The organism is Pseudooceanicola sp. NS-SX9 (assembly GCF_057380705.1).
Window position 1 is genome coordinate 2693692 of record NZ_CM170818.1, and the last position, 25958, is coordinate 2719649.

A 25958-nucleotide genomic window follows, 5' to 3' on the forward strand; every position below is an offset into this window, starting at 1 on the left:
TATCAAGCCGTTTCTGCAAGCGCGAATGAAGGAATTTACCACTTTCGCGCGATCATGGTGATTTTATTTACAGAAAAATCCTGCGTTTCAAGTGTCTTGTTGCCTGATTTTCCATTTCCCTGCGATGATCCCTTTGCATGGCGCGGCATTCGGGAGATGCCAGGCCTGCACGCGGAAGGGCAGAGGAGGCCCCAACGCACAATCAGGGAGGATACTCATGTCAAAGCTTCTGACCCGTCGCGGGGTGCTGAAGACCGGGGCCATCGGCTCGGCCGGTCTGGCTCTTCCGACGATCTTCACAAGCGCGGCCGACGCCTTTACCAACGCCCCCACCGGCGGCACGGTGACGCTGGGCTTCAACGTGCCGCAATCGGGCCCCTATGCGGACGAGGGCGCCGATGAACTGCGCGCCTTCCAGCTGGCGGTCGAGCACCTGAACGGCGAAGGCGACGGCGGGATGCTGAACACCTTCAGCTCGAAGGCGCTGGAGGGCAACGGCATCCTGGGCAAGAAGGTGGCCTTCGTCACCGGCGACACCCAGACCAAATCCGATGCCGCCCGCGCCAGTGCCAAGTCGATGATCGAGAAGGACGGCGCGATCATGATCTCGGGCGGGTCGTCCTCGGGGGTGGCCGTCGCGGTGCAGGGCCTGTGCCAGGAAGCAGGCGTCATCTTCATGGCGGGGCTGACGCATTCCAACGACACCACCGGCAAGGACCGCAAGGCCAACGGGTTCCGCCACTTCTTCAACGCCTACATGTCGGGCGCGGCGCTGGCACCGGTGCTGGCCAAGACCTACGGCACCGACCGCAAGGCCTATCACCTGACCGCCGACTACACCTGGGGCTGGACCCAGGAGGAAAGCATCAAGGCCGCCACCGAGGCGCTTGGCTGGACCACCGTCAACACGGTGCGCACGCCGCTGGCCGCGACGGATTTCAGCAGCTACATCACGCCGATCCTGCAAACGGACGCAGATGTGCTGATCCTGAACCATTACGGCGGGAACATGGTCAACTCGCTGACCCAGGCGGTGCAGTTCGGCCTGAAGGACAAGATCGTCAACGGCAAGCAGTTCGAGATCGTCGTGCCGCTTTATTCCCGCCTGATGGCGCGGGGCGCGGGGGCTGCGGTCAAGGGCATCTACGGCTCGACCAACTGGCACTGGTCCCTGCAAGACGAGGGCACCAAGGCCTTCGTGAAAAGCTTCGGCACCAAGTACGGCTTCCCGCCCAGCCAGGCGGCGCACACCTGCTACGTGCAGACGCTGCTTTATGCCGATGCCGTGGCGCGGGCCAAGTCGTTCAACCCCTGTGACGTCGGCGCGGCCCTGGAAGGCTACGAATTCGACGGGCTGGGCAATGGCAAGACCCTCTACCGTGCCGCCGATCACCAGTGCTTCAAGGACGTTCTGGTGGTGCGCGGCAAGGAAAACCCGCAGTCCGAATTCGACCTGCTGGAAGTGGTCGAGGTGACGCCGGTCGATCAGGTCACCTATGCGCCCGACCACCCGATGTTTGCGGGCGGATCGCTGGGCGCCTGCAATCCCGGGGCGTAACTCCCTGACATCGCGGCGGTCTTCTGCCGCGATGCTTCGCCCTGCGGGCTGCGCCCCTTCTGCGCGGCCCCTGCCCGGGCCGTGGGTCCCCTCCTCCGGGGGAACCCGCGCCCGGGTTCTTCGCAAAAATTCGAGGTAGGGACATGGACGCCATCATCCTGCAAATCCTGAACGGGCTCGACAAGGGCTCTGCCTATGCGCTGATCGCGCTTGGCCTGACACTGATCTTCGGCACGCTGGGGGTCGTGAACTTTGCCCATGGGGCGCTGTTCATGATCGGCGCCTTCTGCGCGGTGACGCTGAACAAGATCCTGAACCTGTCGTTCCTGACGATCGACCCCAGCCGCACCGATTTTCTGGGCAACCCGCTGAAGGTCAAGACCCCCTATGTCGAGGCCTGGTTCGGCCCCGATGTCGGCGCGGTGCTGATCAACTGGTCGGTGCCCCTTGCCATCCTGTTTTCCATCCCCGTCATGATCGCCATCGGCTATGTCATGGAACGCGGGCTGATCAAGCATTTCTACCGCCGCCCCCATGCGGACCAGATCCTGGTGACCTTCGGCCTGGCCATCGTCCTGCAAGAGCTGATCAAGCACTATTTCGGCGCCAACCAGATCGCCACCCCGGCCCCCGACGTGTTCCGCGGCAGCTTCGATTTCGGGGCACTGCTGGGGATGGATCCGAACGTCATCATCTACCCCTACTGGCGGCTTGTGTATTTCGCCTTCGCCGCCGTCATCATCGGAGGGGTCTTCGCCTTCCTGCAGTTCACCACCTTCGGCATGGTCGTGCGCGCCGGCATGGCGGACCGCGAAACCGTGGGCCTGCTGGGCATCAACATCGACCGCCGCTTCACCATCATGTTCGGCATCGCCGCCGCCGTCGCCGGCATGGCGGGCGTCATGTACGCCCCGATCAATTCGCCCAACTACCACATGGGCATGGATTTCCTGGTGCTGTCCTTCGTGGTGGTCGTGGTCGGCGGCATGGGCAGCCTTCCGGGCGCCGTCATGGCAGGCTTCCTGCTGGGCATTCTGGAAAGCTTCGCCTCGATGAATGCCATCAAGGCGCTGATCCCCGGCATCGACCAGATCATCATCTACGTCGCCGCCATCGTCATTCTGCTTATGCGTCCGCGGGGCCTGATGGGCCGCAAGGGCGTGATGGAGGACTAATCCATGCTGGGTCTCGGAAAGAAAGACTTTGCCCTTCTGCTGATCGTCGCCGCGATGGTGATCTTCGCGCCCTTCATCCTGAACCCCTTCCCCGCCGACAGCGCCCTGGCGCAGTTCAACGCGGGCTATCCCGACCTGATGCAGCGCTTCGTGATCTTCGGGATCTTCGCGGTGGGCTTCAACATCCTGTTCGGCCTGACCGGATACCTGTCCTTCGGCCATGCGGCCTTTCTGGGGGTCGGCAGCTATTCCGCCGTCTGGATGTTCAAGCTTCTGTCGATGAACGTCCTTCCGGCGATCCTGCTGTCGGTCGTCGTGTCGGGCCTCTTCGCGCTGCTGATCGGCTTCATCAGCCTGCGGCGCTCGGGGATCTACTTTTCGATCCTGACGCTGGCCTTCGCCCAGATGAGCTTTAACCTCGCCTATTCGGTCCTGACGCCGCTCACCAACGGCGAGACCGGCCTGCAGCTGACGCTGAACGATCCGCGCATCTTCGGCGCCTCGCAGACGGCCGCCGGCGGCATTCCTGTCACCAACTTCTTCGGGCTGGAAATGCGCGAAACCACCACCCTGGTCCTGGGCGGCTGGAGCTTCCCGTTCAACGCCGGCTACTACCTGTGCGGCGCGGTGCTGCTGGTGGCCTTCTACATCGCCATCCGCATCTTCCGCTCGCCCTTCGGGCTGATGCTGCGGGCGGTGAAATCGAACCAGCGCCGACTGAACTATACCGGGCTGAACACCAAGCCCTACACCCTTGCGGCCTTCGTGATCTCGGGGATGTATGCGGGGCTGGCGGGGGGGCTGATGGCCTCGATGGATCCGCTGGCGGGCGCCGAGCGGATGCAGTGGACCGCCTCCGGCGAGGTCGTTCTGATGACCATCCTGGGCGGCGCGGGCACGCTGATCGGCCCGGTGCTGGGCGCGGGCTTCATCAAGTATTTCGAGAACATCTTCTCGAAAATCAACGACAACGTGCTGCATTCGTGGTTCCACGCCCTGCCCGACAGCATCGAAAATGGCGTGATCTGGGTGGTCGAGCATTTCGTTGGCTCGGGCTGGCACCTGACGCTGGGCCTGCTGTTCATGCTGGTCGTGACCTTCCTGCCCGGCGGGCTGGTCGAGGGCGGCAGCCGCGTGATGCGCCTGTTCCGCAGATCCGAAGAGGCCGGCAAGGCCACCCAGTCCACCCCGGCCGAATAAGGAGGCGACCATGGGCATTCTCGAAGTCAAGAACGTGGGCAAGCGCTTTGGCGGGTTGCAGGCGCTGTCGAACGTCAACCTGTCCATCGCGGAGAACTCGGTCCATGCGCTGATCGGGCCGAATGGGGCGGGCAAGTCCACCCTGCTGAACTGCCTGGTGGGCAAGCTGATCCCCGACACCGGCAGCGTGATGTTCGACGGCCAGTCGGTTCTGGGGCGCACGCCCTATGAAATCAACCAGATGGGCATTTCCCGCGTGTTCCAGACACCCGAGATCTTCGGCGATCTGACGGTGATGGAAAACATGATGATCCCCTGCCTTGCGAAACGCGACGGCGCCTTTCGGCTGAACGGCATCCGCAATGTCGAAAAGGACGCCCAGATCCGCGACAAGGCGGAACAGATGCTGATCGACATGAACATGATCGAAAAGCGCAACATGCATTCCGCCTCGATGAGCCGCGGCGACAAGCGGCGGCTGGAAATCGGCATGTGCCTGGCGCAGGAACCGCGGCTTCTGCTGCTGGATGAACCGACCGCCGGCATGGCGCGGGCGGATACCAACAACACCATCGACCTGCTCAAGCAGATCAAGGCCGAACGCGACATCACCATCGCCATCATCGAACACGACATGCACGTGGTCTTCAGCCTGGCCGAACGCATCACCGTGCTGGCCCAGGGCACCCCCCTGGTCGAGGACACCCCCGAGAACATCAAGGGCCACCCGAAGGTGCGCGAAGCGTATCTGGGCGAAACCGCCGCCGCATAGGAGAGACCGGGATGAACACCAGAGCCGACTTTTCCAGGGGCCACAACCTGGCCGAAACCGCCCCCGCCTTCCTCTCTGTCTGGAACATGGAGAGCTATTACGGCGAAAGCTACATCGTGCAGAACGTCAGCTTCAACGTCCACGAGGGCGAGATCCTGGCCCTGCTGGGGCGCAACGGGGCGGGCAAGACCAGCACGCTGCGCTCGATCGCGCGGATGAATTCCCCGCAGGTGACGCATGGAGAGATCTGGCTGGACCACCAGCCGCTGCACAAGATGGCCAGCCACCAGGCGGCGCAGGCGGGCATTGGCCTCGTGCCCGAGGACCGCTGCATCATCCCCGGCCTCACGGTCGAGGAAAACCTGCAGCTGGCGCAGATCGCCCCGCCCATCGGCTGGTCCATCGACCGCCTCTATGACCTGTTCCCGCGGCTGGGCGAACGCCGCCGGCAGGAGGGCGTGACCCTCTCGGGCGGCGAGCAGCAGATGCTGGCAATTGCCCGCGCGCTGGCCCGCGACATCAAGGTCCTGCTGCTGGACGAACCCTATGAAGGGCTGGCCCCCGTCATCGTTGACGAGATCGAAAAGACCCTGCGGATCATCAAGCAGCAGGGCATCACCACGATCCTGGTGGAACAAAATGCCGTGCGGGCGCTTGAACTTGCGGACCGTGCGGTGATCCTCGACACAGGGTCCGTGGTCTATGACGGCTCGGCCGCCGAGGTCCTCTCGAACGAGGCGCTCCGGGCCGAATACCTCGCGATCTGAGGGGACCTGCGCCCAACGTCGCAGTTGCCGACGCCCGGGCGCGGGCCTAACCATTAACGTGAGGAAAGATATTCGAAGGGAGGAGGCCCCGAGATGAACGATCAAGCGTTTACCCCCAGCGCAGATTTCACCCGCGACGCCCATATCGACATCGCCAGGTACGACAGCATGTACAAGGCCAGCATCGCCGACCCTGACGCCTTCTGGGGCGAACAGGGCAAGCGGCTGGACTGGATGAAGCCCTATACCAAGGTGAAGAACACCAATTTCACCCTGGGTGAGGTGTCGATCAACTGGTTCGAGGACGGCACGCTGAATGCCTCGGTCAACTGCATCGACCGGCATCTGAAGACCCGCGGCAACCAGGCGGCGCTGATCTTCGAACCCGATGATCCGGGCGAACAGGCGCAGTCGATCACCTATCGCGACCTGCACCGCCGGGTCTGCCGGATGGCCAATGTGCTGCGCGACATGGGCGTGGGCAAGGGCGACCGGGTGATCATCTACCTGCCGATGATCCCCGAGGCGGCCTATGCCATGCTGGCCTGCGCGCGCATCGGTGCGATCCATTCGGTGGTCTTTGCGGGCTTCTCGCCCGATGCGCTTGGCCAGCGGATCAACGGCTGCGACGCCAAGGTGGTGATCACCGCCGATTACGCACCCCGCGGCGGCCGCAAGACACCGCTGAAATCCAACACCGACACCGCCCTGCTGCACTGCAAGGACACGGTGAAATGCCTGATGGTGCGCCGCACCGGTGACCAGACCACCTGGATCGAGGGCCGCGACTACGATTACAACGAACTGACGCTGGAGGCCGATGACTACTGCAACCCCGAGGAAATGAACGCCGAGGACCCGCTGTTCATCCTCTATACCTCCGGCTCGACCGGCCAGCCCAAGGGCGTGGTGCATACCACCGGCGGCTATCTGGTCTATACCGCGATGACCCATCAGCTGGTCTTCGACTACCATGACGGCGACACCTACTGGTGCTCGGCCGATGTGGGCTGGGTGACGGGGCACAGCTATATCGTCTACGGGCCGCTGGCGAACGGCGCCACGTCCCTGATGTTCGAGGGCGTGCCCACCTATCCCGATCCCGGCCGCTTCTGGGCGGTCTGCGAAAAGCACAAGGTAACGCAGTTCTACACCGCCCCCACCGCCATCCGCGCCCTGATGGGCCAGGGGCCGGAATGGGTGGACAAGCACGACCTGTCGACCCTGCGCGTGCTGGGCACCGTGGGCGAACCCATCAACCCCGAGGCCTGGAGCTGGTACAACGATCACGTCGGCAAGGGCCGCTGCCCGATCGTCGACACCTGGTGGCAGACGGAAACCGGCGGCCACCTGCTGACGCCCCTGCCCGGCGCCACGCCGCTCAAGCCCGGGTCGGCCACGGTGCCGTTCTTCGGCGTGCAGCCCGTCGTGCTGGATCCGCATTCCGGCCAGGAAATCGAAGAGACCAAATGCGAGGGCGTCCTTTGCCTCAAGGACAGCTGGCCCGCCCAGATGCGCACCGTCTGGGGCGACCACGAGCGCTTCGAGAAGACCTATTTCAGCGACTACAAGGGCTACTACTTCTCGGGGGATGGCTGCCGCCGGGACGAGGACGGCTATTACTGGATCACCGGCCGCGTCGATGACGTGATCAACGTCTCTGGCCACCGCATGGGCACGGCCGAGGTCGAAAGCGCCCTTGTCGCCCACCAGAAGGTCGCCGAGGCCGCCGTCGTCGGCTATCCGCATCCGATCAAGGGTCAGGGCATCTATGCCTATGTGACCCTGATGAACGGAGAAGAGCCCTCGGACGCGCTGCGGGCGGAACTGGAACGCTGGGTGCGCTCGGAAATCGGGCCGATCGCCAAGCCGGACCTGATCCAGTGGGCGCCGGGCCTGCCCAAGACGCGCTCGGGCAAGATCATGCGCCGGATCCTGCGCAAGATCGCCGAGAACGACTTTGGCAGCCTGGGCGACACCTCGACGCTGGCCGACCCCTCGGTGGTGGACGAGCTGATCGAGAACCGCATGAACCGCGACTAAGGGACTGTCGCTTCTGCGATTTCCCCTGACATGCCCGAACCCCGGCCGCGCGAGTGGCCGGGGTTTCACATGACCATTCCGGGAAACGTGACGGAACCCGGACGGAACCATGGCGGGGGGCCCCTCGTTATCTCCCCGAACGACGGAAAAGGAGATCCGCCATGAAACCGCTCAAGACCCTTATGACCAGTGTGGCCGCCATTGCACTTCTCGCAGGGCCGACGCTGGCGCAGACCACCTCGACCGACAGCCAGATGAACCTGACCGCCCAGGCCCAGCAGGACCAGGCGCAAAAGGACCAGGAACTGAAGAAGAAAGAGGCCGAGGCCAAGGCGCATGACGCAGCCCGGGACACCAAGCAGGCCGCCGGCGACACCGGCGCGGCCGTGAAGGATGGCGCCCAGGCCGCGGGCCAGGCCACGGCGAATGCCGCAGGTAATGCTGGTGACGCCATTAAGAAAGGCGCCGAAAACACCAAGGAAGGCGCCGAACATGCCGGCACGGCCGTGAAGAACGGCGCCGAGGCCGCAGGCCACGCGACCGCCGATGCCGCCGGCAATGCCGGTGACGCCATCAAGAAGGGCGCCGACAGCACCATGCAGGCCGCCGGCGACATGGCCCACAAGACCGGCGAGGCGATGAAGAACGGCGCTGACAAGACCGCCGAGGCCGTCGGCAACGGCATGACCAAGGCCGGCAACAAGATCGAGGACCTGGCCGACAAGACCAAGCCCAGCGACCTGTCGCCCGCCACGCTGACCGTGGGCGCGCTGCTGGGCGCCGATGTGAAGGTCTCGGAAAACGAGACCGTTGGCGAGATCGACCAGATCGTCTCGGTCAACGGCAAGGATATGGCGGTGATCGGCGTGGGCGGCTTCATGGGCCTGGGCGAACATGACGTCGCCGTGCCGCTGAGCGACCTCAGCAGCGATGGCAGCAATGTCTGGGCCAAGGGCTATAGCAAGGACAAGCTGAAGCAGATGGCCGCCTTCGACAAGGACAGCGCCACCCCCGTCAACAACGACGCGCCGGTGAAGCTGGGCCAGTCCTGAGCCCCGTTCACCCAAACGTGCACGATATCACCATGGGCCGTCCCGTCAGGGGCGGCCTTTCCCCTGTCATCCACGGCTTTTCCTTGCTGGTCGCATTCTCTATAAGCGGTGCAATCACGGGGGCTGGATGGCCCGCAATCCGACCGAGGGTGCAATGACCGAAAAGACGCATGACGCAGACGTGGCCTTCATCAAGGCTCTGGCAGAACTGCTGCGCGACAACGACCTGACCGAACTTGAAGTGAAGCGGGAATATGCCAAGGACGACCAGCTGAACGTGCGCGTCAGCCGCAAGACCGAGATCGCGCAGACCTACGCGATGCCGGCGCCCGTCGCCGCCGCACCCGTGGCCGCAGCGCCCGCCCCGGCCGCCGCCGCCCCCGCGGCCGCCGCTTCCGAAGACCCGGCCGATCACCCCGGCGCGGTGACCTCGCCGATGGTCGGCACGGTCTACCTGCAGCCCGAACCCTCTGCCCCGGCGTTCGTCAAGGTGGGCGACCAGGTCTCCGAAGGCGACACGCTGCTGATCGTGGAAGCCATGAAGACCATGAACCACATCCCGGCGCCGAAATCGGGCACCGTCACGCGCATCCTGGTCGGGGACAAGGCCGCCGTCGAATACGGCTCGCCGCTGATGATCATCGAGTGAGCGCCATGTTCGACAAGATCCTGATCGCGAACCGGGGCGAGATCGCGCTGCGCGTGATCCGTGCCGCGCGGGAAATGGGCATCCAGAGCGTCGCGGTGCATTCCACCGCCGATGCCGATGCGATGCACGTCCGCATGGCCGACGAAAGCGTCTGCATCGGGCCGAATTCCAGCGCCGAAAGCTATCTGTCGATCCCGGCCATCATCGCCGCCGCCGAAATCACCGGCGCCCAGGCGATCCACCCGGGCTACGGCTTCCTGTCGGAAAACGCCGCCTTCGTGCAGATCGTCGAAGACCACGGCATCACCTTCATCGGTCCGCGCGCGGAACATATCCGCGTCATGGGGGACAAGATCACCGCCAAGGACACGATGAAGAAACTGGGCGTGCCCTGCGTGCCCGGCTCGGACGGGGGCGTGCCCGACATCGCCGCCGCCAAGAAGCTGGGTGCCGAAATGGGCTATCCGGTGATCATCAAGGCCACCGCCGGCGGCGGCGGGCGCGGCATGAAGGTGGCGCATGACGCCTCCGAGATCGAAAGCGCCTTCCACACCGCGCGCGCCGAGGCCAAGGCCGCCTTCGGCAACGATGAAGTCTACATCGAGAAGTACCTGACCACCCCCCGCCACATCGAGATCCAGGTCTTCGGCGATGGCAAGGGCAAGGCGGTGCATCTGGGCGAACGCGACTGTTCCCTGCAGCGCCGTCACCAGAAGGTGCTGGAAGAGGCCCCCGGCCCCTGCATCACCGAGGAAGAGCGCGCGCGCATCGGCAAGGTCTGCGCCGATGCCGTGGCCAAGATCGGCTATGCCGGTGCCGGCACGATCGAATTCCTCTACGAGAACGGCGAGTTCTATTTCATCGAGATGAACACCCGCCTGCAGGTGGAACATCCGGTGACGGAATCGATCTTTGGCGTCGACCTGGTGCGCGAACAGATCCGCGTGGCTTCTGGCCTGCCGCTGTCGTTCGAACAGGACGATCTGAAGATCAACGGCCACTCGATCGAGGTCCGCATCAACGCCGAGACGGTCCCGGGCTTTGCCCCCCGCCCCGGCACGATCACCGCCTACCACGCCCCCGGCGGGCTGGGCGTGCGGATGGATTCGGCGCTGTATGACGGCTACAAGATCCCGCCCTATTACGACAGCCTGATCGGCAAGCTGATCGTGCACGGCCGCGACCGCCGCGAGGCGCTGGCGCGTCTGCACCGTGCCCTGGGCGAGCTGATCGTCGACGGCGTGGAAAACACCGTGCCGCTGTTCGACATGCTGCTGCGGGAACCCGACATCCAGTCGGGCAACTACAACATCCACTGGCTGGAACAATGGCTGGAGCGCACCTTCGCAAAGCATTGATCTTCGCGACCGCGCCAGCGGCGGGGCCCCTGCGGGGGCCCTGCCCTGCTTTCGCCGCATACGCTTTCGAAAGCACCCCTGATCCAGGATCGGCCCCATGAAGGACAACGAACCCGGAATCACCCCCGAACTTTTGCTGCAGGCCTACATGTCGGGGATCTTCCCGATGGCCGAAGGCCGCGACGACCCGGAACTGTTCTGGGTCGACCCCCGCCGCCGCGGGGTGTTTCCGCTGGCGGGCTTCCATGTGTCACGCTCGCTGGCGCGGATGATCCGTCGCAATGATTATACCGTCACCATCGACCAGGATTTCCAGGGTGTCATGGACGGCTGCGCCGACCGCCCCGAAACCTGGATCAATGCCGAGATCCGCGCGCTTTACACCGCGCTCTTCCTGCGCGGCCATGCCCATTCTCTGGAGATCCGGGCCCTCGACGGCCAGCTGATCGGCGGCGTTTACGGCGTCACGCTGGGCGGGGCGTTCTTCGGGGAAAGCATGTTCTCGCGCCGGACGGGGGGCTCGAAGATCGCGCTGGCTTGGCTGGTGGACCGGCTGCGCCAGACCGGGTTCAGCCTGTTCGACACCCAGTTCCTGACCGATCACCTGGCCTCGCTCGGGGCCGAGGAAATCAGCCGCGCCGAATACCATTCCCGCCTGCAGGACGCGCTGCGCCGCAAGGGCGATTTCGCCCGCGAGATCCACCAGGACCGCGACGGCCTGCTGGCCCGGCTGCGGTCCTGAGGCCATGAGGCCATGAGGCCATGAGGCCATGAGGCCATGAGGCCATGAGGCCATGAGGCCATGAGGCCATGAGGCCATGAGGCCATGAGGCCATGAGGCCATGAGGCCATGAGGCCATGAGGCCATGAGGCCATGAGGCCATGAGGCCATGAGGCCATGAGGCCATGAGGCCATGAGGCCATGAGGCCATGAGGCCATGAGGCCATGAGGCCATGAGGCCATGAGGCCATGGTCGGGTCCTGCCACGGCCTCTGCAAGCTATTTTTCGGCGGCGCCAAGGGGCAGATCCGCAGGCCGGGATCCATCGGGACTGGCAGAAAGGGGCGCGGCGACGACCTGGGGCAGCGCTTCGGCGGCTGCGCAACCTGGGCCTACCGCCCCGGCCCGAGCCGCCGCCCCCGCCGGAAAATGGAAACGGGGCCCCAAGGCCCCGCCTGTCTCACTCGTTCGGAATACTCAGTCGTTCGGAATATCGGCGTCCGGCACCGGGTTCTTGCCCTCGGTAAAGTCGGGCTTGGGCGCGGGCTGTTCGGCGCCGGCGGGCACGGTGCAACGCAGCACCCAGACATCGTAGCGGAAATGGTCCAGCGCGTTCAGCGCCGGGCTGGAGGCAATCATCCAGCCATCGAACAGCTCGCTCTTGGCCTTGCCGGGTTCGGTGATGTTCAGATAGGCATAGGCATCCCCCGCCGGGTTGCCCACCGGGTAGCGGCAATCCTTGAGGGTAACCTTCAGGCTGCCGTAGCTGACAGTCTCGCCCATCTTCAGGGTGAAGTCCTGGGTGGTGGCGTCGATCTTGTCGAGACCCCGCAGCATCGCGCCGGTCCCTTCGCTCACCTGATCCTGTGCGATGGTCTGGGCCTGGGATGCGCCCGCCGCAAGGCAGGCCACCACAGCCAGGGCAAGGCCGTTCAGTCGTGTCATTTGCTCTCCGAGGAGTCGTCGTCCTTGCTGCCACCGCCCGCGACGAACTTCAGCAGCAGGTTGATCAGGCTGGTTGCGCCCTGCGTATCGGTGACCTCATCCCCCGGTTCCAGGTTCATCGGCGAGCCGCCAGGCAGGATCTCGACGTAATTTCCCCCCAGAAGCCCCTCCGAGGAAATCACGATCTGGCTATCATCGGGGATCTCGATGCCGGTCTGGACGGTGAAATCGGTGTCGGCGCGGAAGGTCTTGGGATCGAAGGTGATGCCCGTAACGGTGCCGACCTTGACGCCGGCCATGCGCACGTCAGTGCCCAGCTTGACCCCCTCGACCGATCGGAAGGAGGCATGAAGGTGATAGCCCGAGGGCCCGCCGCCGACACCCGCCACCTGGCTGATGTAGAACAGGAAGGCCGCGGCCACGGCCAGCACGCCTGCGCCGACGACGACTTCGGTGGTCTTGTAGGAGGACATGGGAGGAATATTCCGGACAGTCGGGAGGAAGGGGTTATTCGGGGCTCCAGGCCTCGTAATCCTGGCGCGGCTTCGGTTCGGCCTGACGCAGCGAACCGGCAGGGGCATAGGCCAGGGGCGAACCGGTCAGGTTCTCCAGGTGCGGCTTTTCCCAGGCCTTGTGCTTGAGCGGCTGCGCGGTCGGCGGTTCATCATAGGTGTGATGCAGCCAGCCATGCCAGTCGGGGTCGATGCGGCTGGCCTCGACCTCGCCGTTGTAGATGACCCAGCGGCGCGAGCCGTCCGCCAGCTGGTAGAAGACGTTGCCCTGGCTGTCCTCGCCGACCTTCTGGCCCTTGCGGCGGGTGTACATCGCGGTGCCCACGGTCGAGCCGTTCCACCAGGTCACGGCTTTCAGGAAACTGTTCAGAATGGCCATGAGCAACTCCTCTGTTGATCGGCTCCGTTATGACGAATGGGGCGGCAGAGGTCCAGAGCCTGCATGACACGCCACCGTGCCTTCCCCGGCGCCTGCGGGGAAAGCCGCTCAGGCAAGGGCGGTGACCTCGATCTCGATGCGGTATTTCGGATCGATCAGGCCGCATTCCAGCATGGTCGCGGCGGGGGGATTCTCGCCGAAGGCGGCCTGCAGGACCGGCCAGCAGGCCTCGAATTCATGGCGGTCGGGCAGGTAGTAGGTGACCCGCACCACCCGGTCCAGGCCCGATCCGGCACGTTCCAGCGCCTCGCCGATCACGGCCAGCGCCGCGCGGCACTGTTCCATCACCGTGTCGCCCTGCCCGACCGTGCCTGCCACATGCACGAAGCCGCCGGCCACGACGGCCCGGCAGTACCCGATCCGGGCTTCGTAGGGGCCGCCCGATGAAATCCGCGTGATGCTCATTCTGTCCTCATCCAAAGAAAAAGGCGGGGCACCGCTGCCCCGCCTTCCGTTATTTCCGCAACCGCCTGGGCCTCAGCCCGCGGTCACTTCGCCCTTCTTGGCATCGGCGTAGATCAGCAGCGGTGCCGCCGGAGAGGTCACGGCCTCTTCGTTCACCACCACCTCGTTGACGCCTTCCATGCCCGGCAGTTCGAACATCGTGTCCAGCAGGATGTCTTCCAGGATCGACCGCAGGCCACGTGCGCCGGTCTTGCGCTGGATGGCCTTCTTGGCGATCGCGCTCAGCGCGTCATCGGTGAAGGTCAGGTCCACGCCTTCCAGTTCGAACAGGCGCTGGTACTGCTTGACCAGTGCGTTCTTGGGCTGGGTCAGGATGGTGACCAGCGCGTCCTCGTCCAGGTCTTCCAGCGTCGCCAGAACCGGCAGACGGCCGACGAATTCCGGGATCAGGCCGAACTTCAGCAGATCCTCGGGTTCGAGGTCCTTGAAGATCTCGCCGACGCCACGGTTGTCATTGTCACGCACATCGGCACCAAAGCCCATGGCGCTGCCCTTGCCACGCTGCGCGATGATCTTGTCGAGGCCCGCAAAGGCGCCGCCGCAGATGAACAGGATGTTCGTGGTGTCCACCTGCAGGAATTCCTGCTGCGGATGCTTGCGTCCGCCCTGCGGCGGCACAGAGGCCACGGTGCCTTCCATCAGCTTCAGCAGCGCCTGCTGCACGCCCTCGCCCGAAACGTCCCGCGTGATCGAGGGGTTTTCGGACTTGCGGGTGATCTTGTCGACCTCGTCGATGTAGACGATGCCGCGCTGCGCCTTCTCGACATTGTATTCCGAGGCCTGCAGAAGCTTCAGGATGATGTTCTCGACATCCTCACCGACATAGCCTGCTTCGGTCAGCGTGGTCGCATCGGCCATGGTGAAGGGCACATCCAGGATGCGTGCCAGCGTCTGGGCCAGCAGCGTCTTGCCGCAGCCGGTCGGGCCGATCAGCAGGATGTTGGACTTTGCCAGCTCGATGTCGCCGCCCTTGGCCGAGTTGTTGAGGCGCTTGTAGTGGTTGTGGACCGCAACCGACAGGACCCGCTTTGCGCGCATCTGCCCGATCACGTAATCGTCCAGCACGCCGCAGATGTCCTTCGGCGTCGGAACGCCATCCGTGGACTTGAGCCCGGTGGACTTCGTTTCCTCGCGGATGATGTCCATGCAGAGCTCGACGCATTCGTCGCAGATGAATACGGTCGGTCCCGCAATCAGCTTGCGAACCTCGTGCTGGCTCTTGCCGCAGAAGCTGCAGTAGAGCGTGTTCTTGCTGTCACCGCCGGAATTCGTCGCCATTTCTATTTACCTTTCGCCCCGCAGGGCTCTGCTTGCGCACCTCGGACCCCACGCCATCCTCTGTAACAAGAGTAGGACAGCACCCGCGGGCGGACAACACCTGAGTTGTCCTTTTGCCCTCTCCCGCCGTCACGGAAGAGGGCTGGACGATTTACGCAGCGCCGCCAGAGAGGGCTTCACGGCTCTCGACGATTTCGTCGATGAGACCCCAGTCCTTGGCTTCCTGCGCGGACATGAAATTGTCACGCTCCAGCGCATCGACCACCGTCTGGTAGTCCTGGCCGGTATGCTTGACGTAGATCTTGTTGAGGCGCTCTTTCAGCTTCTCGGTGTGGCGGGCGTGGATCAGGATATCCGTCGCCTGGCCCTGATAGCCACCCGAGGGTTGGTGCACCATGACTTCCGAGTTCGGCAGCGAGAAGCGCATGCCTGCGGCACCGCCCGCCAGCAGCAGCGAGCCCATCGAGGCCGCCTGGCCCACGACCAGCGTCGAGACCTTGGGCTTGATGTACTGCATGGTGTCGTAGATCGACAGGCCGGAGGTCACGACACCGCCCGGGCTGTTGATGTACATCGAAATTTCCTTCGACGGGTTCTCTGCCTCCAGGTGCAGCAGCTGGGCGACGATCAGGCTGGACATGCCGTCGTGCACCGGCCCGGAGAGGAAGATGATCCGCTCCTTCAGCAGCCGAGAGAAGATGTCGTAGGCGCGTTCCCCGCGGCTCGTCTGTTCGACGACCATGGGAACCAGGTTATTCATGTAAAAGTCTACCGGATCGTGCATTCCGCCCCTGCCTTCGATGTTCTTTTCGACCCCTAGCGATCGAACCCTAACAGAGTCTTAGTTGTGGCCCTGCCCCGCTGCAAGGGCGGGCGGATAATTTGCGACCCACCCGGTTAACGGGTGCCCCTGCGGATACGGCGGCGCAGGGTCCCGCAGGCCACGTGAACGTGAGGCCCCGTGGCCGGTTTCGCAGGCTGGCACGCATCATTCCCCTGTCATCACGCTGGGGCTAAAAGATACCAAATGCCGCGGAGAGCCCGATGACCGATTACGCCCGTTACGCGATCTATTACCTGCCCGAACCGGGCGATCTTGCCGATTTCGGCGCCGCCTGGCTGGGGTGGGACATCCAGGCGGGCCGCGCCGTGCCCCAGCCCGAAACCGGCCTGGACCTGCCCGCGATCACCCAGACGCCGCGCCGCTACGGCTTTCACGCCACAATCAAGCCGCCCTTCCGGCTGCCCCCCGGCCAGGACCCGCAGGCACTGCGCGAAGCCGCCGTTGCGCTTTGCGCACGGCTGGAACCGGTGACCCTGGCGGGGCTGGCGCTGCATCGGCTGGGGCGTTTCCTGGCGCTGACCCCGCAGGGCGACACTGCGGCGCTCGGGGCCTGCGCGGCGGCTGTGGTGCAGGGCCTGGATGCGTTCCGCGCCGCCCCGACCGAGGCCGAGCTGGCCCGCCGCCGCGCCACCCGCCTGACGCCCCGCCAGGACGCGCTGCTGACCCGCTGGGGTTATCCCTACGTGCTGGAGGAGTTCCGCTTTCACATGACGCTGACGGGGCGGTTGTCCGAAGCCGGCGCCGAGGCCGCCGAATCCGTCCTGCGCTCGCGGCTGGCGCCGCTCACAGCGGGCGCGCTGCGGATCGCGGATCTGTGCCTGTGCGGGGAAACACAGGACGGCCGTTTTCGGTTAATTGAACGCATGCCCCTGAACCGATAACCGGTCGGCCAGCAAAATCCTGCTGGCTGCGGCGCCCTGTCACTGGCCTGTCACGAACACCTGCGATAGAGACACCACAAATTGATTTTCAGCAGCTTAGGCGGCACTCTTCATCTTGAAGAGGCCGCCTTTTTGCATGGGATCACAGGGCCACGCGCAGCAGCGCCTCTTGCCGGACACTGGCCACCAGGCGGCCGTCACGGGTGAAGACGCGCCCCTCGCACAGGCCGCGCGCATGGCCGGTCCAGGGGCTGCGCAGACTGTAAAGCAGCCAGTCATCCATCCGGAAATCCTCGTGGAACCAGATCGCGTGATCCAGCGAGGCGGTGCGGTTGCCCTCGTCGAACAGATCCCGTCCGTGCCGCCACAGCGACGAGATCAGCAACCCCAGATCCGAGGCATAGGCCAGCGCCGCCCGGTGCAGCCCCGGATCGTCGCCCAGCGGCTGGCGGGCACGCATCCAGCGGTGGATCTCGCCCTCGACGGGGCCGGGGCGAAACGGCGGGGTCTCGGTGGCGGGGCGGACTTCGATGGGGCGGTTGCGCTCATAGAAGGCGCGGGCGGTGGGCGTCAGCGCGTCGCCGCGGCGCAGGGCCAGGTCATAGTCGCTTTCCAGATCCTCGGGGGGCGTGACGCCCGCGGGCATCGGATCCTGGTGCGACAGCCCCCCGGCCTCCTGCGCGAAAGAGGCCGACAGCGTCAGGATCGGCCGCCCGGCCTGGATTGCCACGACGCGGCGGGTGGCAAAGCTGCGCCCCTCCATGTCGCGGTGCACCTGATAGAGGACCGGCGCCGTGGCATCGCCCGGGCGCATGAAATAGGCGTGCAGGGAATGGCAGCTGCGGTCGGCCTTGACCGTGCGCCCGGCTGCGGCCAGCGCCTGCGCCACCACCTGACCGCCAAAGCTGCGACCCTGTCCGCCGGGCGTCGCGATGCCACGGAAATAGTCCTGCTCGATCTGTTCAACGTCGAGAATGGGAAGAAGGATATCGCTGCGCATGGGGCCTCCGGGCAAGATCGGGCCGCAGGATCGCGCCTGCGGCCCGGAATGCAAGGGGGCCTGCGGGTTTGTCAGCCGAAGGCGCGGCGGCTGCGGGGGGCGGCATCCAGCAGCGTGACGCCCCAGACCACCAGGCCCGCGACCGACAGCGACGCCCCCACCAGCCCGATGGTCGGCCAGTCGGCCCCCATCGTCAGCGCCAGCCCGCCCAGGATCGGCCCCAGGGCATTGGCCACGTTGAAGGCGCTGTGGTTCAGCGCCGCCGACAGCGTCGGGGCATCGCCCGCCAGATCCATCAGCCGGGTCTGCAGGATGGTCGACAGACCGCCCGTCAGCCCGATCAGGAACAGCACGACGCCGACCAGCCACAGGTTCAGGCTGGCGGTGGCGTACCAGAAGCCCACCAGCAGCACCGCCCCCGCCGCCAGCGTCACGCCGGCCGCGCCCATCAGCGACTTGTCCGCGCCCCAGCCGCAGACCGCCTGGCCGAAGGTCATGCCGATGCCGAAGATCATCAGCATCACCGGCACGACGGTTTCGGGGGCGTGGAAATGCAGCATCACGATCGAGGCGATATAGGTGTAGACGCAGAACATGCCGCCGGTGCCGATCGCTCCGATCAGCAGGGTCAGCCAGATCTGCCGCGACGCCAGGGTCGAGATCTCGCGCATCGGGCTGGCATCTGCCGGGGCCGGCAGGGCCGGGGCAAAGGCGCGCACGGTCAGCGCACAGCCCGCCGCCAGCACCACGACCAGGGCAAAGCTCCATTCCCAGCCCAGACGGGCGCCGAAGATATTGGCCAGCGGCACGCCCAGGATGGTCGCCACCGTCAGGCCCATCATCACCCGGCTGACCGCCTGGGCACGCTTGCCGCGCTCGACCAGCGAGGCCGCCATCAGGCCGGCCACGCCGAAATAGGCGCCATGCGGCAGGCCGGCCAGGAACCGGGTCGCCACGAAGCTGTTCCAGCCCGGGGCAAAGGCCGACAGGCCATTGGCGACCGCATAGAAGGCCATCAGCGCCACCAGCAGGGTGCGGCGCGACACCCGCGCGCCCAGCAGCGCCAGCAGCGGCGCCCCGACACAGACGCCAAAGGCATAGGCGCTGATCGCATGGCCGGCAGTGGCCTCGTTCACGCCGTAGTCGCGGGCAAAATAGGGCAGGATCGACATCGTCGCGAATTCCGCCACCCCGATGGCGAACCCTCCGAGGGCAAGGGCCAGCATCACGAGGCCGCGGCGCGCGGCTTTCGCATCATCGCTCATGTGTCACTCCGGTACACGCAGCGACTGCCACTGGGCCGGCCGGCCCGGCAGCAGCCGGTAAACTGTCTATGGTTGAGTCGGGCAGAGAGGGAGGAAGGCCCGCTGCCCGAAGGAAATGCCATGTACGCCCTGGGCTCAAGCCCCACGGAACGCCAAGACGGGTTTGCATCGCGTGAAACCGCCGCAACGAAGACACGCAGGGGTTGCAAAGCTGAAAACGTTGGCAGCCGCAACCGGATCGTCGGAAAAAGCAAAAGGCCCCTCCTGCCGGAGGGGCCACTTTTCCATCATCTGATGGTGCGGTCGAAAGGACTCGAACCTTCACGGGTGTTACCCCACAGCGACCTCAACGCTGCGCGTCTACCAATTCCGCCACGACCGCACGTGATCAGGTAGATGTGAGGCGCCGTATACCTAGGCCCCACGGCGAAGCCAAGGGGAAAATCACGACCCCCGCCACTTTTCTTATCCACAGGCAAAGACCCCTTGTTTCAAGGGCTTCGCCGGCCCGCAGCGGCCGCGCAGCCCGCCACCCTGGCCTGCCCCATGGCCTTTTGCCCGGCAGGGGACTAATCCCTGCGCCCAGAGAATCCCGCAGCGGAGACCAGACATGAGCACCGAACCCGTCGAATGGATCATCAGCCCCGGCCAGGTGGGCTACGAAGAGGCCCTGGCCTTCATGGAGGCCCGCGTTGCCGCCATTGCCGCAGGCGAGGCCCCCGAGGCGATCTGGCTGCTGGAACATCCGCCGCTTTATACCGCCGGGACCTCGGCGAAAATCGAGGACCTGAAGGACCCCGAGCGCTTTCCCGTCTTCGAGGCGCGCCGCGGCGGTCAGTACACCTATCACGGCCCCGGCCAGCGGGTGGTCTATGTGATGCTGGACCTCAACACCCGCGGCCGCGACATCCGCGCCTTCGTCGAGGCGCTGGAAACCTGGGTGATCCGCACGCTGAACAGCTTTGGCATCTCGGGGCAGATCCGCGAGGGGCGCGTCGGCGTCTGGGTGCCGCGCCCGGAAAAGGCCAGGCTGCCCGATGGCCAGATGCACGAGGACAAGATCGCCGCCATCGGCATCCGGCTGCGCAAATGGGTCAGCTTCCACGGCATTTCCATCAACGTGGAACCCGAGCTTGAGCATTTCAGCGGCATCGTGCCCTGCGGCATCACCGGCCATGGCGTCACCAGCCTGGTCGACCTGGGCCTGCCGGTGACGATGGAGGATCTGGACGTGGCGCTTCAGCAGACCTTCTCGGAGGTCTTCTCTTCGACCACCGCCACGGCCTGAGGATCCGACAGCCCCGCCAACAGGGTATGGATCATCGCCGACAGCAGGCGCCGGTATTCCCCCGGCCCCTGCCCCGCCACATGGGTGCAGCCATGCGCCGCGGCGATCATCTGGGTCGCCGCCGCCGGCAGCCCGGCAATATGCAGCACCGCCTCGACATCTTCCCAGATCGCGGCCTCGTAGGCGGCGATGGTGCCAGCCTCGACCACGGGCGGCAGATAGACCAGTTCCTGCGCATGGGGCGAGGAAAACAGCACCCGCCAGGGCTCGCCCACCGCATGGTGCAGATAGGCCGACAGCGCATGGCCCAGCTCTTCCTCCGAGGTCAGCGCCTCGCGGGCGGTTTCCAGGAAGTCCCGGGTCATCCCCGAGGCGAGCGTCGCAAAGATCTCTTCCTTGGACGTGAACTCCAGATAGACCGATCCCTTGGCGATGCCGGCGGCGCGGGCGATGTCCTCGACCGAGGTGCGCCGGATGCCATGCACCAGATAGAGCCTGCGCGCCGCATCCAGGATGCGCTGGCGGCGCGGGCTTTCCTGACGGGGGGCGGCGGTGGTCTGGCGGGGCGGCTGCGGTGCGGCGGCGCGGCTCATGCGCGGCCCCCGCGCCTGGGATGGCCGCCAGAAACGCTACAGTTCCACATCACTCGTTCCCCCGAAGTCACCGTTACCCCCCGTGGTATAGCTTTGCGATTCCGCTGCTCGCAAGCGGCGGGTGCACAGCGGCGGCAGATCGCCCAGCAGGTGGCGCCGGCGTGCTTCACAAAGACGCGATGCGACAAATCGCCTTCCCCGTGCCGCTTCGGTTCAGGGGACGAATCCTCTATCGCAGGGGCCATCCGCCCCAGAAGGAGCCGCCGATGACCCGTTTCTCTCCTGCCCTTGCCGTGCTGGCCGCGCTGGCGCTGACCGGCCCTGCCGTTGCGGGCAGCCCGCTGGGCGATCCGGCCAAGGGTGCCAAGCTGTTCAACAGCTGCCGCGCCTGCCACAGCATCGTTTCACCTACGGAAACGATCGTGCATGGCGGACGCACCGGCCCGGACCTTTTCGGGGTGATCGGACGGCAGGCGGGATCGCGGGATGATTTCCGCTACGGCGCCGATCTGGTCGAGGCCGGCAAGAAGGGCCTGATCTGGAACACCGACAACATCCAGGACTACATGACCGACCCGCGCAAGTTCGTCTCGGCGCAGCTGGGACGGTCGGCGCAGGTCAAGATGACCTGGCGGCAGACCCGCGACCAGGCCGACCTGGCCGCCTATCTGGCACAGTTCCAGGACCCGGCCACGGGCGACGCCGCAGCGCAGCAGACGCCTGAAAAACAACCATAAGACGAATGCCGCATCCGCGAAAAGCCGGGCCAGATCCGGCGGGCGCGGCCGGAACCCGTGGAAAATAATCGTGCGGGGATCGAAAGGATGTGTTGCCCGAACCGGGCAGCTCTTCTAAGAATCCTTTATTCACAGGCGGTCACGGGCCTCTGAAGGTCAGTGACGCCGGTCCATCAGGAGGCGCAGATGGCGGACGCGATCGTTCACGAGCCCGGCCATGGGGACAACCGTGGGTTTTTCACCCGCTGGTTCATGTCCACCAACCACAAGGATATCGGCATCCTCTACCTGATCACCGCGGCGGTCGTCGGGCTGATCTCGGTGCTGTTCACGGTCTACATGCGAATGGAACTGATGACGCCCGGCGTCCAGTTCATGTGCCTTGAGGGCGCACGGTTCTGGCCCTCGTCGGCGGAATGCACGCCGAACGGCCATCTGTGGAACGTGATGATCACCTACCACGGCGTGCTGATGATGTTCTTCGTGGTCATCCCCGCGCTGTTCGGCGGCTTCGGCAACTACTTCATGCCGCTGCAGATCGGCGCGCCGGACATGGCGTTTCCGCGGCTGAACAACCTGTCCTACTGGCTGTACGTGACGGGCTGCGCCCTTGGCATCGCCTCTTTCCTGGCGCCGGGCGGCAACGGACAGACCGGGGCGGGGGTGGGCTGGGTGCTGTACCCGCCGCTGTCGACCTCGGAGGCGGGGCATGCGATGGATCTGGCGATCTTCGCGGTGCACGTCTCGGGGGCGTCCTCGATCCTGGGGGCGATCAACATCATCACCACCTTCCTGAACATGCGCGCGCCCGGCATGACGCTGTTCAAGGTGCCGCTGTTCGCCTGGTCGGTCTTCGTCACCGCATGGCTGATCCTGCTGTCGCTGCCGGTTCTGGCGGGCGCCATCACCATGCTGCTGACGGACCGCAACTTTGGCACCACCTTCTTCCAGCCGGCGGGCGGAGGGGATCCGATCCTTTATCAGCACATCCTGTGGTTCTTCGGCCATCCGGAGGTCTACATCATCATCCTGCCGGGCTTCGGGATCATCAGCCACGTCATCGCGACGTTCTCCAGGAAGCCGATCTTCGGCTACCTGCCGATGGTGCTGGCGATCATCGCTATCGGCGTGCTGGGCTTCGTGGTCTGGGCGCATCACATGTACACCGTCGGCCTGTCGCTGACGCAGCAGAGCTATTTCATGCTGGCCACCATGGTCATCGCGGTGCCCACCGGCGTGAAGGTCTTCAGCTGGATCGCAACGATGTGGCAGGGCTCGATCGAGTTCAAGACGCCGATGCTCTGGGCCTTCGGGTTCCTGTTCCTGTTCACCGTGGGCGGGGTGACCGGCGTGGTGCTGAGCCAGGCCGCCGTCGATCGGGCCTATCACGACACCTATTACGTGGTGGCGCATTTCCATTACGTGATGTCGCTGGGGGCGGTCTTTGCGATCTTCGCGGGGATCTACTTCTGGTTCGGCAAGATGACCGGGCGGCATTACCCGGAATGGGCGGGCAAGCTGCATTTCTGGATGATGTTCATCGGCGCCAACCTGACCTTCTTCCCGCAGCACTTCCTGGGGCGGCAGGGGATGCCCAGGCGCTATATCGACTACCCGGAAGGCTTTGCGCTGTGGAACTTCTGGTCGTCGATCGGCGCCTTCATCAGCTTCGCCAGCTTCGTGTTCTTCTTCGGCATCGTGTTCTGGTCGCTGTTCAGGGGCGCGAAGGTGACGCAGAACAACTACTGGAACGAATATGCGGACACGCTGGAATGGACCCTGCCCTGCCCGCCCCCGGAACATACCTTCGAGGAACTGCCCAAGCCCGAGGACTGGGATCACGCCAGAGCGCACTGAGCGCGTGGCATAAGGGGGGCGCCTTGCGGGGCGCCCTTCGTGCTTTTGGCACCCGGAGCAGCCCGTATTTGGGGAAAGATGAAAGCCGGGGCGGCGCCTCCGGCGGGCATATTTGGGGAAAGATGAAAGGGAGGCGGCAGTGCCCTATCGCTGGACGGGGCCGGGACGGGTGGAGCTGTGGCCGCATCGCGCGCTGACGGCGCGGGGATTCGCCGCCGTGATCGGGCTGTTCTGCGCCCTGGCCGGGCTGGCGCTGGCCGAGGTGCTGGGAACCTGGGCGCTGTGGGTGATCCTGCCCTTCCTGCTGCTGGCCGGCGGCGGCCTATGGGCGGGGCTGAGGCGGTCAGACCGGGACCGGCAGATCCGCGAGGTGCTGATCATCTCCTCCCGTATCTGCGTCCTGGAGCGCCGCGGCCCAGGATCCGCACGGGCGGGCTGGGACTGTGCGCCGCACTGGGTGGTGCTGGAGTGCCACGAGCAGGGCGGGCCGGTGCCCGCCTATCTGACGCTGCGCGGCAATGGCCGCCAGGTCGAGATCGGCGCCTTCCTGAGCGAGCCGGAGCGCCGGGCCCTGCACGCGGATCTGGCCGAGGCGCTGTCGCGGGCAAGGCGGCCATGAAAACCCCCCGACCTTGCGGTGCGGGGGTGTGTCTGTTTCGGCAAGCTCAGGCGGCGAAACGCTTTTTCACCCGGGCGCCGGCGGCACCGAAGTCCATCTGGCCGGTGTATTTCGTCTTCAGATGCGCCATGATCTTGCCCATGTCGCGGATCGAGGCGGCACCGGTGGAGGCGATGGCCTCTTCGATGGCGGCCTGGATCTCGGCCTCGCTCAGCTGGCGGGGCAGGAATTCCTCGATCACCTTGATCTCGCCCAGTTCCTGCTCGGCCAGGTCGATCCGGCCACCCTCTTCGTAGGCGCGGGCACTTTCCTGGCGCTGCTTGGTCATCTTGCCGAGGATCGCGAGGACCTCGTCATCACCGACGCCATCGTCATTGCCTTCCCCCCTGGCAGCAATGTCGCGGTCCTTGATGGCGGCATTGATCAGCCGCAGGGTGCAGAGCCTGTTGCTGGCACGGTCCTTCATCGCCTGCTTGATCGCGGCGTTGACCTGGTCCCTGAGTTGCATCTCGCCTCTATCCTCGAGTTGATTGCAGGTGCCGACCATATCCGAATGCTGCATCAGCAACAAGCGTTCCGGTGTCCGGCACCCCCGTATCGAAAGGGGGCGGTCTACATCCGGACGGGTCCGGGCGCAAGCCCGCGGCCCTGCAGCCCCGCCCTGTCCCCGCAGGCCTTGACCCTTCCGGCCCCGGGAAATAGGTATGCGCCAATTTGCCCACACCAGAGAGTCGCCACCATGCCCCTTTCCCAAGGACAGAAACCGACCGCCTGCCTCGCCCTGGCCGATGGCACGATCTTCTACGGCAAGGGGTTCGGCGCCACCGGCGTCACCGAAGCCGAGCTGTGCTTCAACACCGCAATGACCGGCTATCAGGAGATCATGACCGATCCCTCCTATGCCGGCCAGATCGTCACCTTCACCTTCCCCCATATCGGCAACGTCGGCGTCAATGCCGAGGATGACGAGACGCTCGATCCCGTCGCCGCCGGCATGGTGGTGAAATGGGATCCGACCGCGCCCTCCAACTGGCGCGCCGCGGAAGAGCTGGGCCCCTGGCTGGCCGCGCGCGGGCGCATCGCCATCGGCGGCATCGACACCCGCCGCCTGACCCGGGCCATCCGGGCCCGCGGCGCCCCCCATGCCGCCCTGGCCCATGATCCCGAAGGCAAGTTCGACGTCGAGGCCCTGGTCGCGCGGGCACGCGGCTTCAAGGGCCTGGTGGGCCTGGACCTGGCCAAGGATGTCACCTGCGCCCAGTCCTACCACTGGGACGAGATGCGGTGGGCCTGGCCGGAAGGCTATGCCCGGCAGACCGGTGCCCGTCACAAGGTCGTGGCCGTCGATTACGGCGCCAAGCGCAACATCCTGCGCTGCCTGGCCTCGGCCGGCTGCGACGTGACCGTGCTGCCCGCCACCGCAACGCTTGAGGACGTGCTGGCGCATAATCCCGACGGCGTCTTCCTGTCGAACGGCCCGGGCGACCCGGCCGCGACCGGTGAATATGCCGTGCCGATGATCCGCGGCGTGCTGGAGCAGACCGACCTGCCGATCTTCGGCATCTGCCTTGGCCACCAGATGCTGGCGCTGGCGCTTGGCGCCAAGACCGTCAAGATGAACCACGGCCACCACGGCGCCAACCACCCGGTGAAGGACATCGAGACCGGCAAGGTCGAGATCACCTCGATGAACCACGGGTTCGCCGTCGACAGCCAGACCCTGCCCGCCGGCGTGATCGAAACCCATGTCAGCCTGTTCGACGGCTCGAACTGCGGCATCCGCATGACCGACCGGCCCGTCTTCTCGGTGCAGCACCACCCCGAGGCGAGCCCCGGCCCGCAGGACAGCTTCTACCTGTTCGAGCGCTTCGCTGCCTCGATGGAAAAGGTCTCCTGAGCCATTCCCCAGGGAAACACGCAACGGCCCGCCATCCCCGGCG

At 65.4% G+C, this 25958-nt stretch carries 26 protein-coding genes and 1 tRNA gene; 16 read left to right on the plus strand and 11 right to left on the minus strand.

The window, feature by feature from the left end; genetic code table 11:
- The first annotated feature begins 217 nt into the window (after window positions 1–217).
- The 10 genes from AC2ITM_RS12765 to aat all read left to right on the plus strand — a co-directional run bounded on the left by AC2ITM_RS12765 (window position 218) and on the right by aat (window position 11316).
- Window positions 218–1558, plus strand: coding sequence for a substrate-binding protein (locus AC2ITM_RS12765; protein WP_486467013.1), 1341 nt, complete (start codon window positions 218–220; stop codon window positions 1556–1558).
- Between the two features lie 143 nt (window positions 1559–1701).
- Window positions 1702–2733 (plus strand): branched-chain amino acid ABC transporter permease, encoded by a 1032-nt coding sequence (locus tag AC2ITM_RS12770; RefSeq protein ID WP_486467014.1) that lies wholly within the window; start codon window positions 1702–1704, stop codon window positions 2731–2733.
- A gap of 3 nt (window positions 2734–2736) precedes the next feature.
- Window positions 2737–3933: a branched-chain amino acid ABC transporter permease gene (locus AC2ITM_RS12775; RefSeq protein ID WP_486467015.1), complete on the plus strand. Its 1197-nt coding sequence runs from the start codon at window positions 2737–2739 to the stop codon at window positions 3931–3933.
- 10 nt (window positions 3934–3943) lie between these two features.
- Complete coding sequence (locus AC2ITM_RS12780; RefSeq protein ID WP_486467016.1) at window positions 3944–4705, plus strand: ABC transporter ATP-binding protein; 762 nt, start codon at window positions 3944–3946, stop codon at window positions 4703–4705.
- A gap of 11 nt (window positions 4706–4716) precedes the next feature.
- Complete coding sequence (locus tag AC2ITM_RS12785; RefSeq protein WP_486467017.1) at window positions 4717–5472, plus strand: ABC transporter ATP-binding protein; 756 nt, start codon at window positions 4717–4719, stop codon at window positions 5470–5472.
- Window positions 5473–5565: 93 nt separating this feature from the next.
- On the plus strand, window positions 5566–7515 hold the full coding sequence (gene acs, locus AC2ITM_RS12790) for an acetate--CoA ligase (protein ID WP_486467018.1): 1950 nt from the start codon (window positions 5566–5568) through the stop codon (window positions 7513–7515).
- Between the two features lie 161 nt (window positions 7516–7676).
- A complete protein-coding gene (locus tag AC2ITM_RS12795; RefSeq protein ID WP_486467019.1) occupies window positions 7677–8567 on the plus strand; it encodes a hypothetical protein in 891 nt (296 codons plus the stop codon).
- Window positions 8568–8721: 154 nt separating this feature from the next.
- Complete coding sequence (accB, locus tag AC2ITM_RS12800; RefSeq protein WP_486467020.1) at window positions 8722–9216, plus strand: acetyl-CoA carboxylase biotin carboxyl carrier protein; 495 nt, start codon at window positions 8722–8724, stop codon at window positions 9214–9216.
- A 5-nt stretch (window positions 9217–9221) separates the two neighbouring features.
- A complete protein-coding gene (gene accC / locus AC2ITM_RS12805; RefSeq protein WP_486467021.1) occupies window positions 9222–10574 on the plus strand; it encodes an acetyl-CoA carboxylase biotin carboxylase subunit in 1353 nt (450 codons plus the stop codon).
- A gap of 97 nt (window positions 10575–10671) precedes the next feature.
- Window positions 10672–11316 (plus strand): leucyl/phenylalanyl-tRNA--protein transferase, encoded by a 645-nt coding sequence (aat, locus tag AC2ITM_RS12810; RefSeq protein ID WP_486467022.1) that lies wholly within the window; start codon window positions 10672–10674, stop codon window positions 11314–11316.
- A gap of 456 nt (window positions 11317–11772) precedes the next feature.
- Here the strand turns inward: aat and AC2ITM_RS12815 are convergent, their stop codons facing one another.
- From AC2ITM_RS12815 to AC2ITM_RS12840, 6 genes are all read right to left on the minus strand, one after another.
- Entirely contained in the window at window positions 11773–12240 is a 468-nt protein-coding gene (locus AC2ITM_RS12815) for a DUF2155 domain-containing protein (protein ID WP_486467023.1), read from the minus strand.
- Window positions 12237–12713, minus strand: a complete 477-nt coding sequence (mlaD, locus tag AC2ITM_RS12820) for an outer membrane lipid asymmetry maintenance protein MlaD (protein WP_486467024.1) — start codon at window positions 12711–12713, stop codon at window positions 12237–12239. Before mlaD ends, AC2ITM_RS12815 begins: the two co-directional genes overlap by 4 nt.
- Before the next feature lie 34 nt (window positions 12714–12747).
- The gene (locus tag AC2ITM_RS12825; protein ID WP_486467025.1) at window positions 12748–13131 is read right to left on the minus strand and encodes an NADH:ubiquinone oxidoreductase subunit NDUFA12; all 384 of its coding nucleotides are present in this window, start codon (window positions 13129–13131) and stop codon (window positions 12748–12750) included.
- A gap of 108 nt (window positions 13132–13239) precedes the next feature.
- Complete coding sequence (locus AC2ITM_RS12830) at window positions 13240–13596, minus strand: RidA family protein (protein ID WP_486467026.1); 357 nt, start codon at window positions 13594–13596, stop codon at window positions 13240–13242.
- A gap of 72 nt (window positions 13597–13668) precedes the next feature.
- Window positions 13669–14934, minus strand: a complete 1266-nt coding sequence (gene clpX / locus AC2ITM_RS12835) for an ATP-dependent Clp protease ATP-binding subunit ClpX (protein ID WP_486467027.1) — start codon at window positions 14932–14934, stop codon at window positions 13669–13671.
- A gap of 151 nt (window positions 14935–15085) precedes the next feature.
- Window positions 15086–15718, minus strand: coding sequence for an ATP-dependent Clp protease proteolytic subunit (locus tag AC2ITM_RS12840; protein ID WP_486467028.1), 633 nt, complete (start codon window positions 15716–15718; stop codon window positions 15086–15088).
- Between the two features lie 260 nt (window positions 15719–15978).
- On the opposite strand from AC2ITM_RS12840, the gene AC2ITM_RS12845 reads away from it, so the two are divergent.
- A complete protein-coding gene (locus tag AC2ITM_RS12845) occupies window positions 15979–16659 on the plus strand; it encodes a DUF1045 domain-containing protein (RefSeq protein WP_486467029.1) in 681 nt (226 codons plus the stop codon).
- A 142-nt stretch (window positions 16660–16801) separates the two neighbouring features.
- Here the strand turns inward: AC2ITM_RS12845 and AC2ITM_RS12850 are convergent, their stop codons facing one another.
- The 3 genes from AC2ITM_RS12850 to AC2ITM_RS12860 all read right to left on the minus strand — a co-directional run bounded on the left by AC2ITM_RS12850 (window position 16802) and on the right by AC2ITM_RS12860 (window position 19306).
- On the minus strand, window positions 16802–17659 hold the full coding sequence (locus AC2ITM_RS12850; RefSeq protein WP_486467030.1) for an acyl-CoA thioesterase: 858 nt from the start codon (window positions 17657–17659) through the stop codon (window positions 16802–16804).
- A gap of 71 nt (window positions 17660–17730) precedes the next feature.
- The gene (locus AC2ITM_RS12855; protein WP_486467031.1) at window positions 17731–18924 is read right to left on the minus strand and encodes an MFS transporter; all 1194 of its coding nucleotides are present in this window, start codon (window positions 18922–18924) and stop codon (window positions 17731–17733) included.
- 295 nt (window positions 18925–19219) lie between these two features.
- A tRNA-Leu gene (locus AC2ITM_RS12860) sits at window positions 19220–19306 on the minus strand.
- Window positions 19307–19534: 228 nt separating this feature from the next.
- On the opposite strand from AC2ITM_RS12860, the gene lipB reads away from it, so the two are divergent.
- Entirely contained in the window at window positions 19535–20212 is a 678-nt protein-coding gene (gene lipB / locus AC2ITM_RS12865) for a lipoyl(octanoyl) transferase LipB (RefSeq protein WP_486467032.1), read from the plus strand.
- Here lipB and AC2ITM_RS12870 read toward each other — a convergent pair.
- Window positions 20164–20805, minus strand: coding sequence for a TetR/AcrR family transcriptional regulator (locus AC2ITM_RS12870; protein WP_486467033.1), 642 nt, complete (start codon window positions 20803–20805; stop codon window positions 20164–20166). The genes lipB and AC2ITM_RS12870 overlap by 49 nt on opposite strands.
- Window positions 20806–21071: 266 nt before the next feature.
- Between AC2ITM_RS12870 and AC2ITM_RS12875 the strand changes: the two genes are divergently transcribed.
- From AC2ITM_RS12875 to AC2ITM_RS12885, 3 genes are all read left to right on the plus strand, one after another.
- Window positions 21072–21542, plus strand: coding sequence for a c-type cytochrome (locus tag AC2ITM_RS12875; protein WP_486467034.1), 471 nt, complete (start codon window positions 21072–21074; stop codon window positions 21540–21542).
- A gap of 186 nt (window positions 21543–21728) precedes the next feature.
- Window positions 21729–23399, plus strand: coding sequence for a cytochrome c oxidase subunit I (ctaD, locus tag AC2ITM_RS12880; protein ID WP_486467035.1), 1671 nt, complete (start codon window positions 21729–21731; stop codon window positions 23397–23399).
- Between the two features lie 139 nt (window positions 23400–23538).
- Complete coding sequence (locus AC2ITM_RS12885; RefSeq protein WP_486467036.1) at window positions 23539–24018, plus strand: DUF2244 domain-containing protein; 480 nt, start codon at window positions 23539–23541, stop codon at window positions 24016–24018.
- Between the two features lie 46 nt (window positions 24019–24064).
- Here AC2ITM_RS12885 and AC2ITM_RS12890 read toward each other — a convergent pair whose 3' ends face one another.
- Window positions 24065–24526, minus strand: coding sequence for a GatB/YqeY domain-containing protein (locus tag AC2ITM_RS12890; RefSeq protein ID WP_486467037.1), 462 nt, complete (start codon window positions 24524–24526; stop codon window positions 24065–24067).
- A 231-nt stretch (window positions 24527–24757) separates the two neighbouring features.
- Between AC2ITM_RS12890 and carA the strand changes: the two genes are divergently transcribed.
- Window positions 24758–25915 (plus strand): glutamine-hydrolyzing carbamoyl-phosphate synthase small subunit, encoded by a 1158-nt coding sequence (gene carA, locus AC2ITM_RS12895; RefSeq protein WP_486467038.1) that lies wholly within the window; start codon window positions 24758–24760, stop codon window positions 25913–25915.
- Window positions 25916–25958 lie beyond the last annotated feature (43 nt).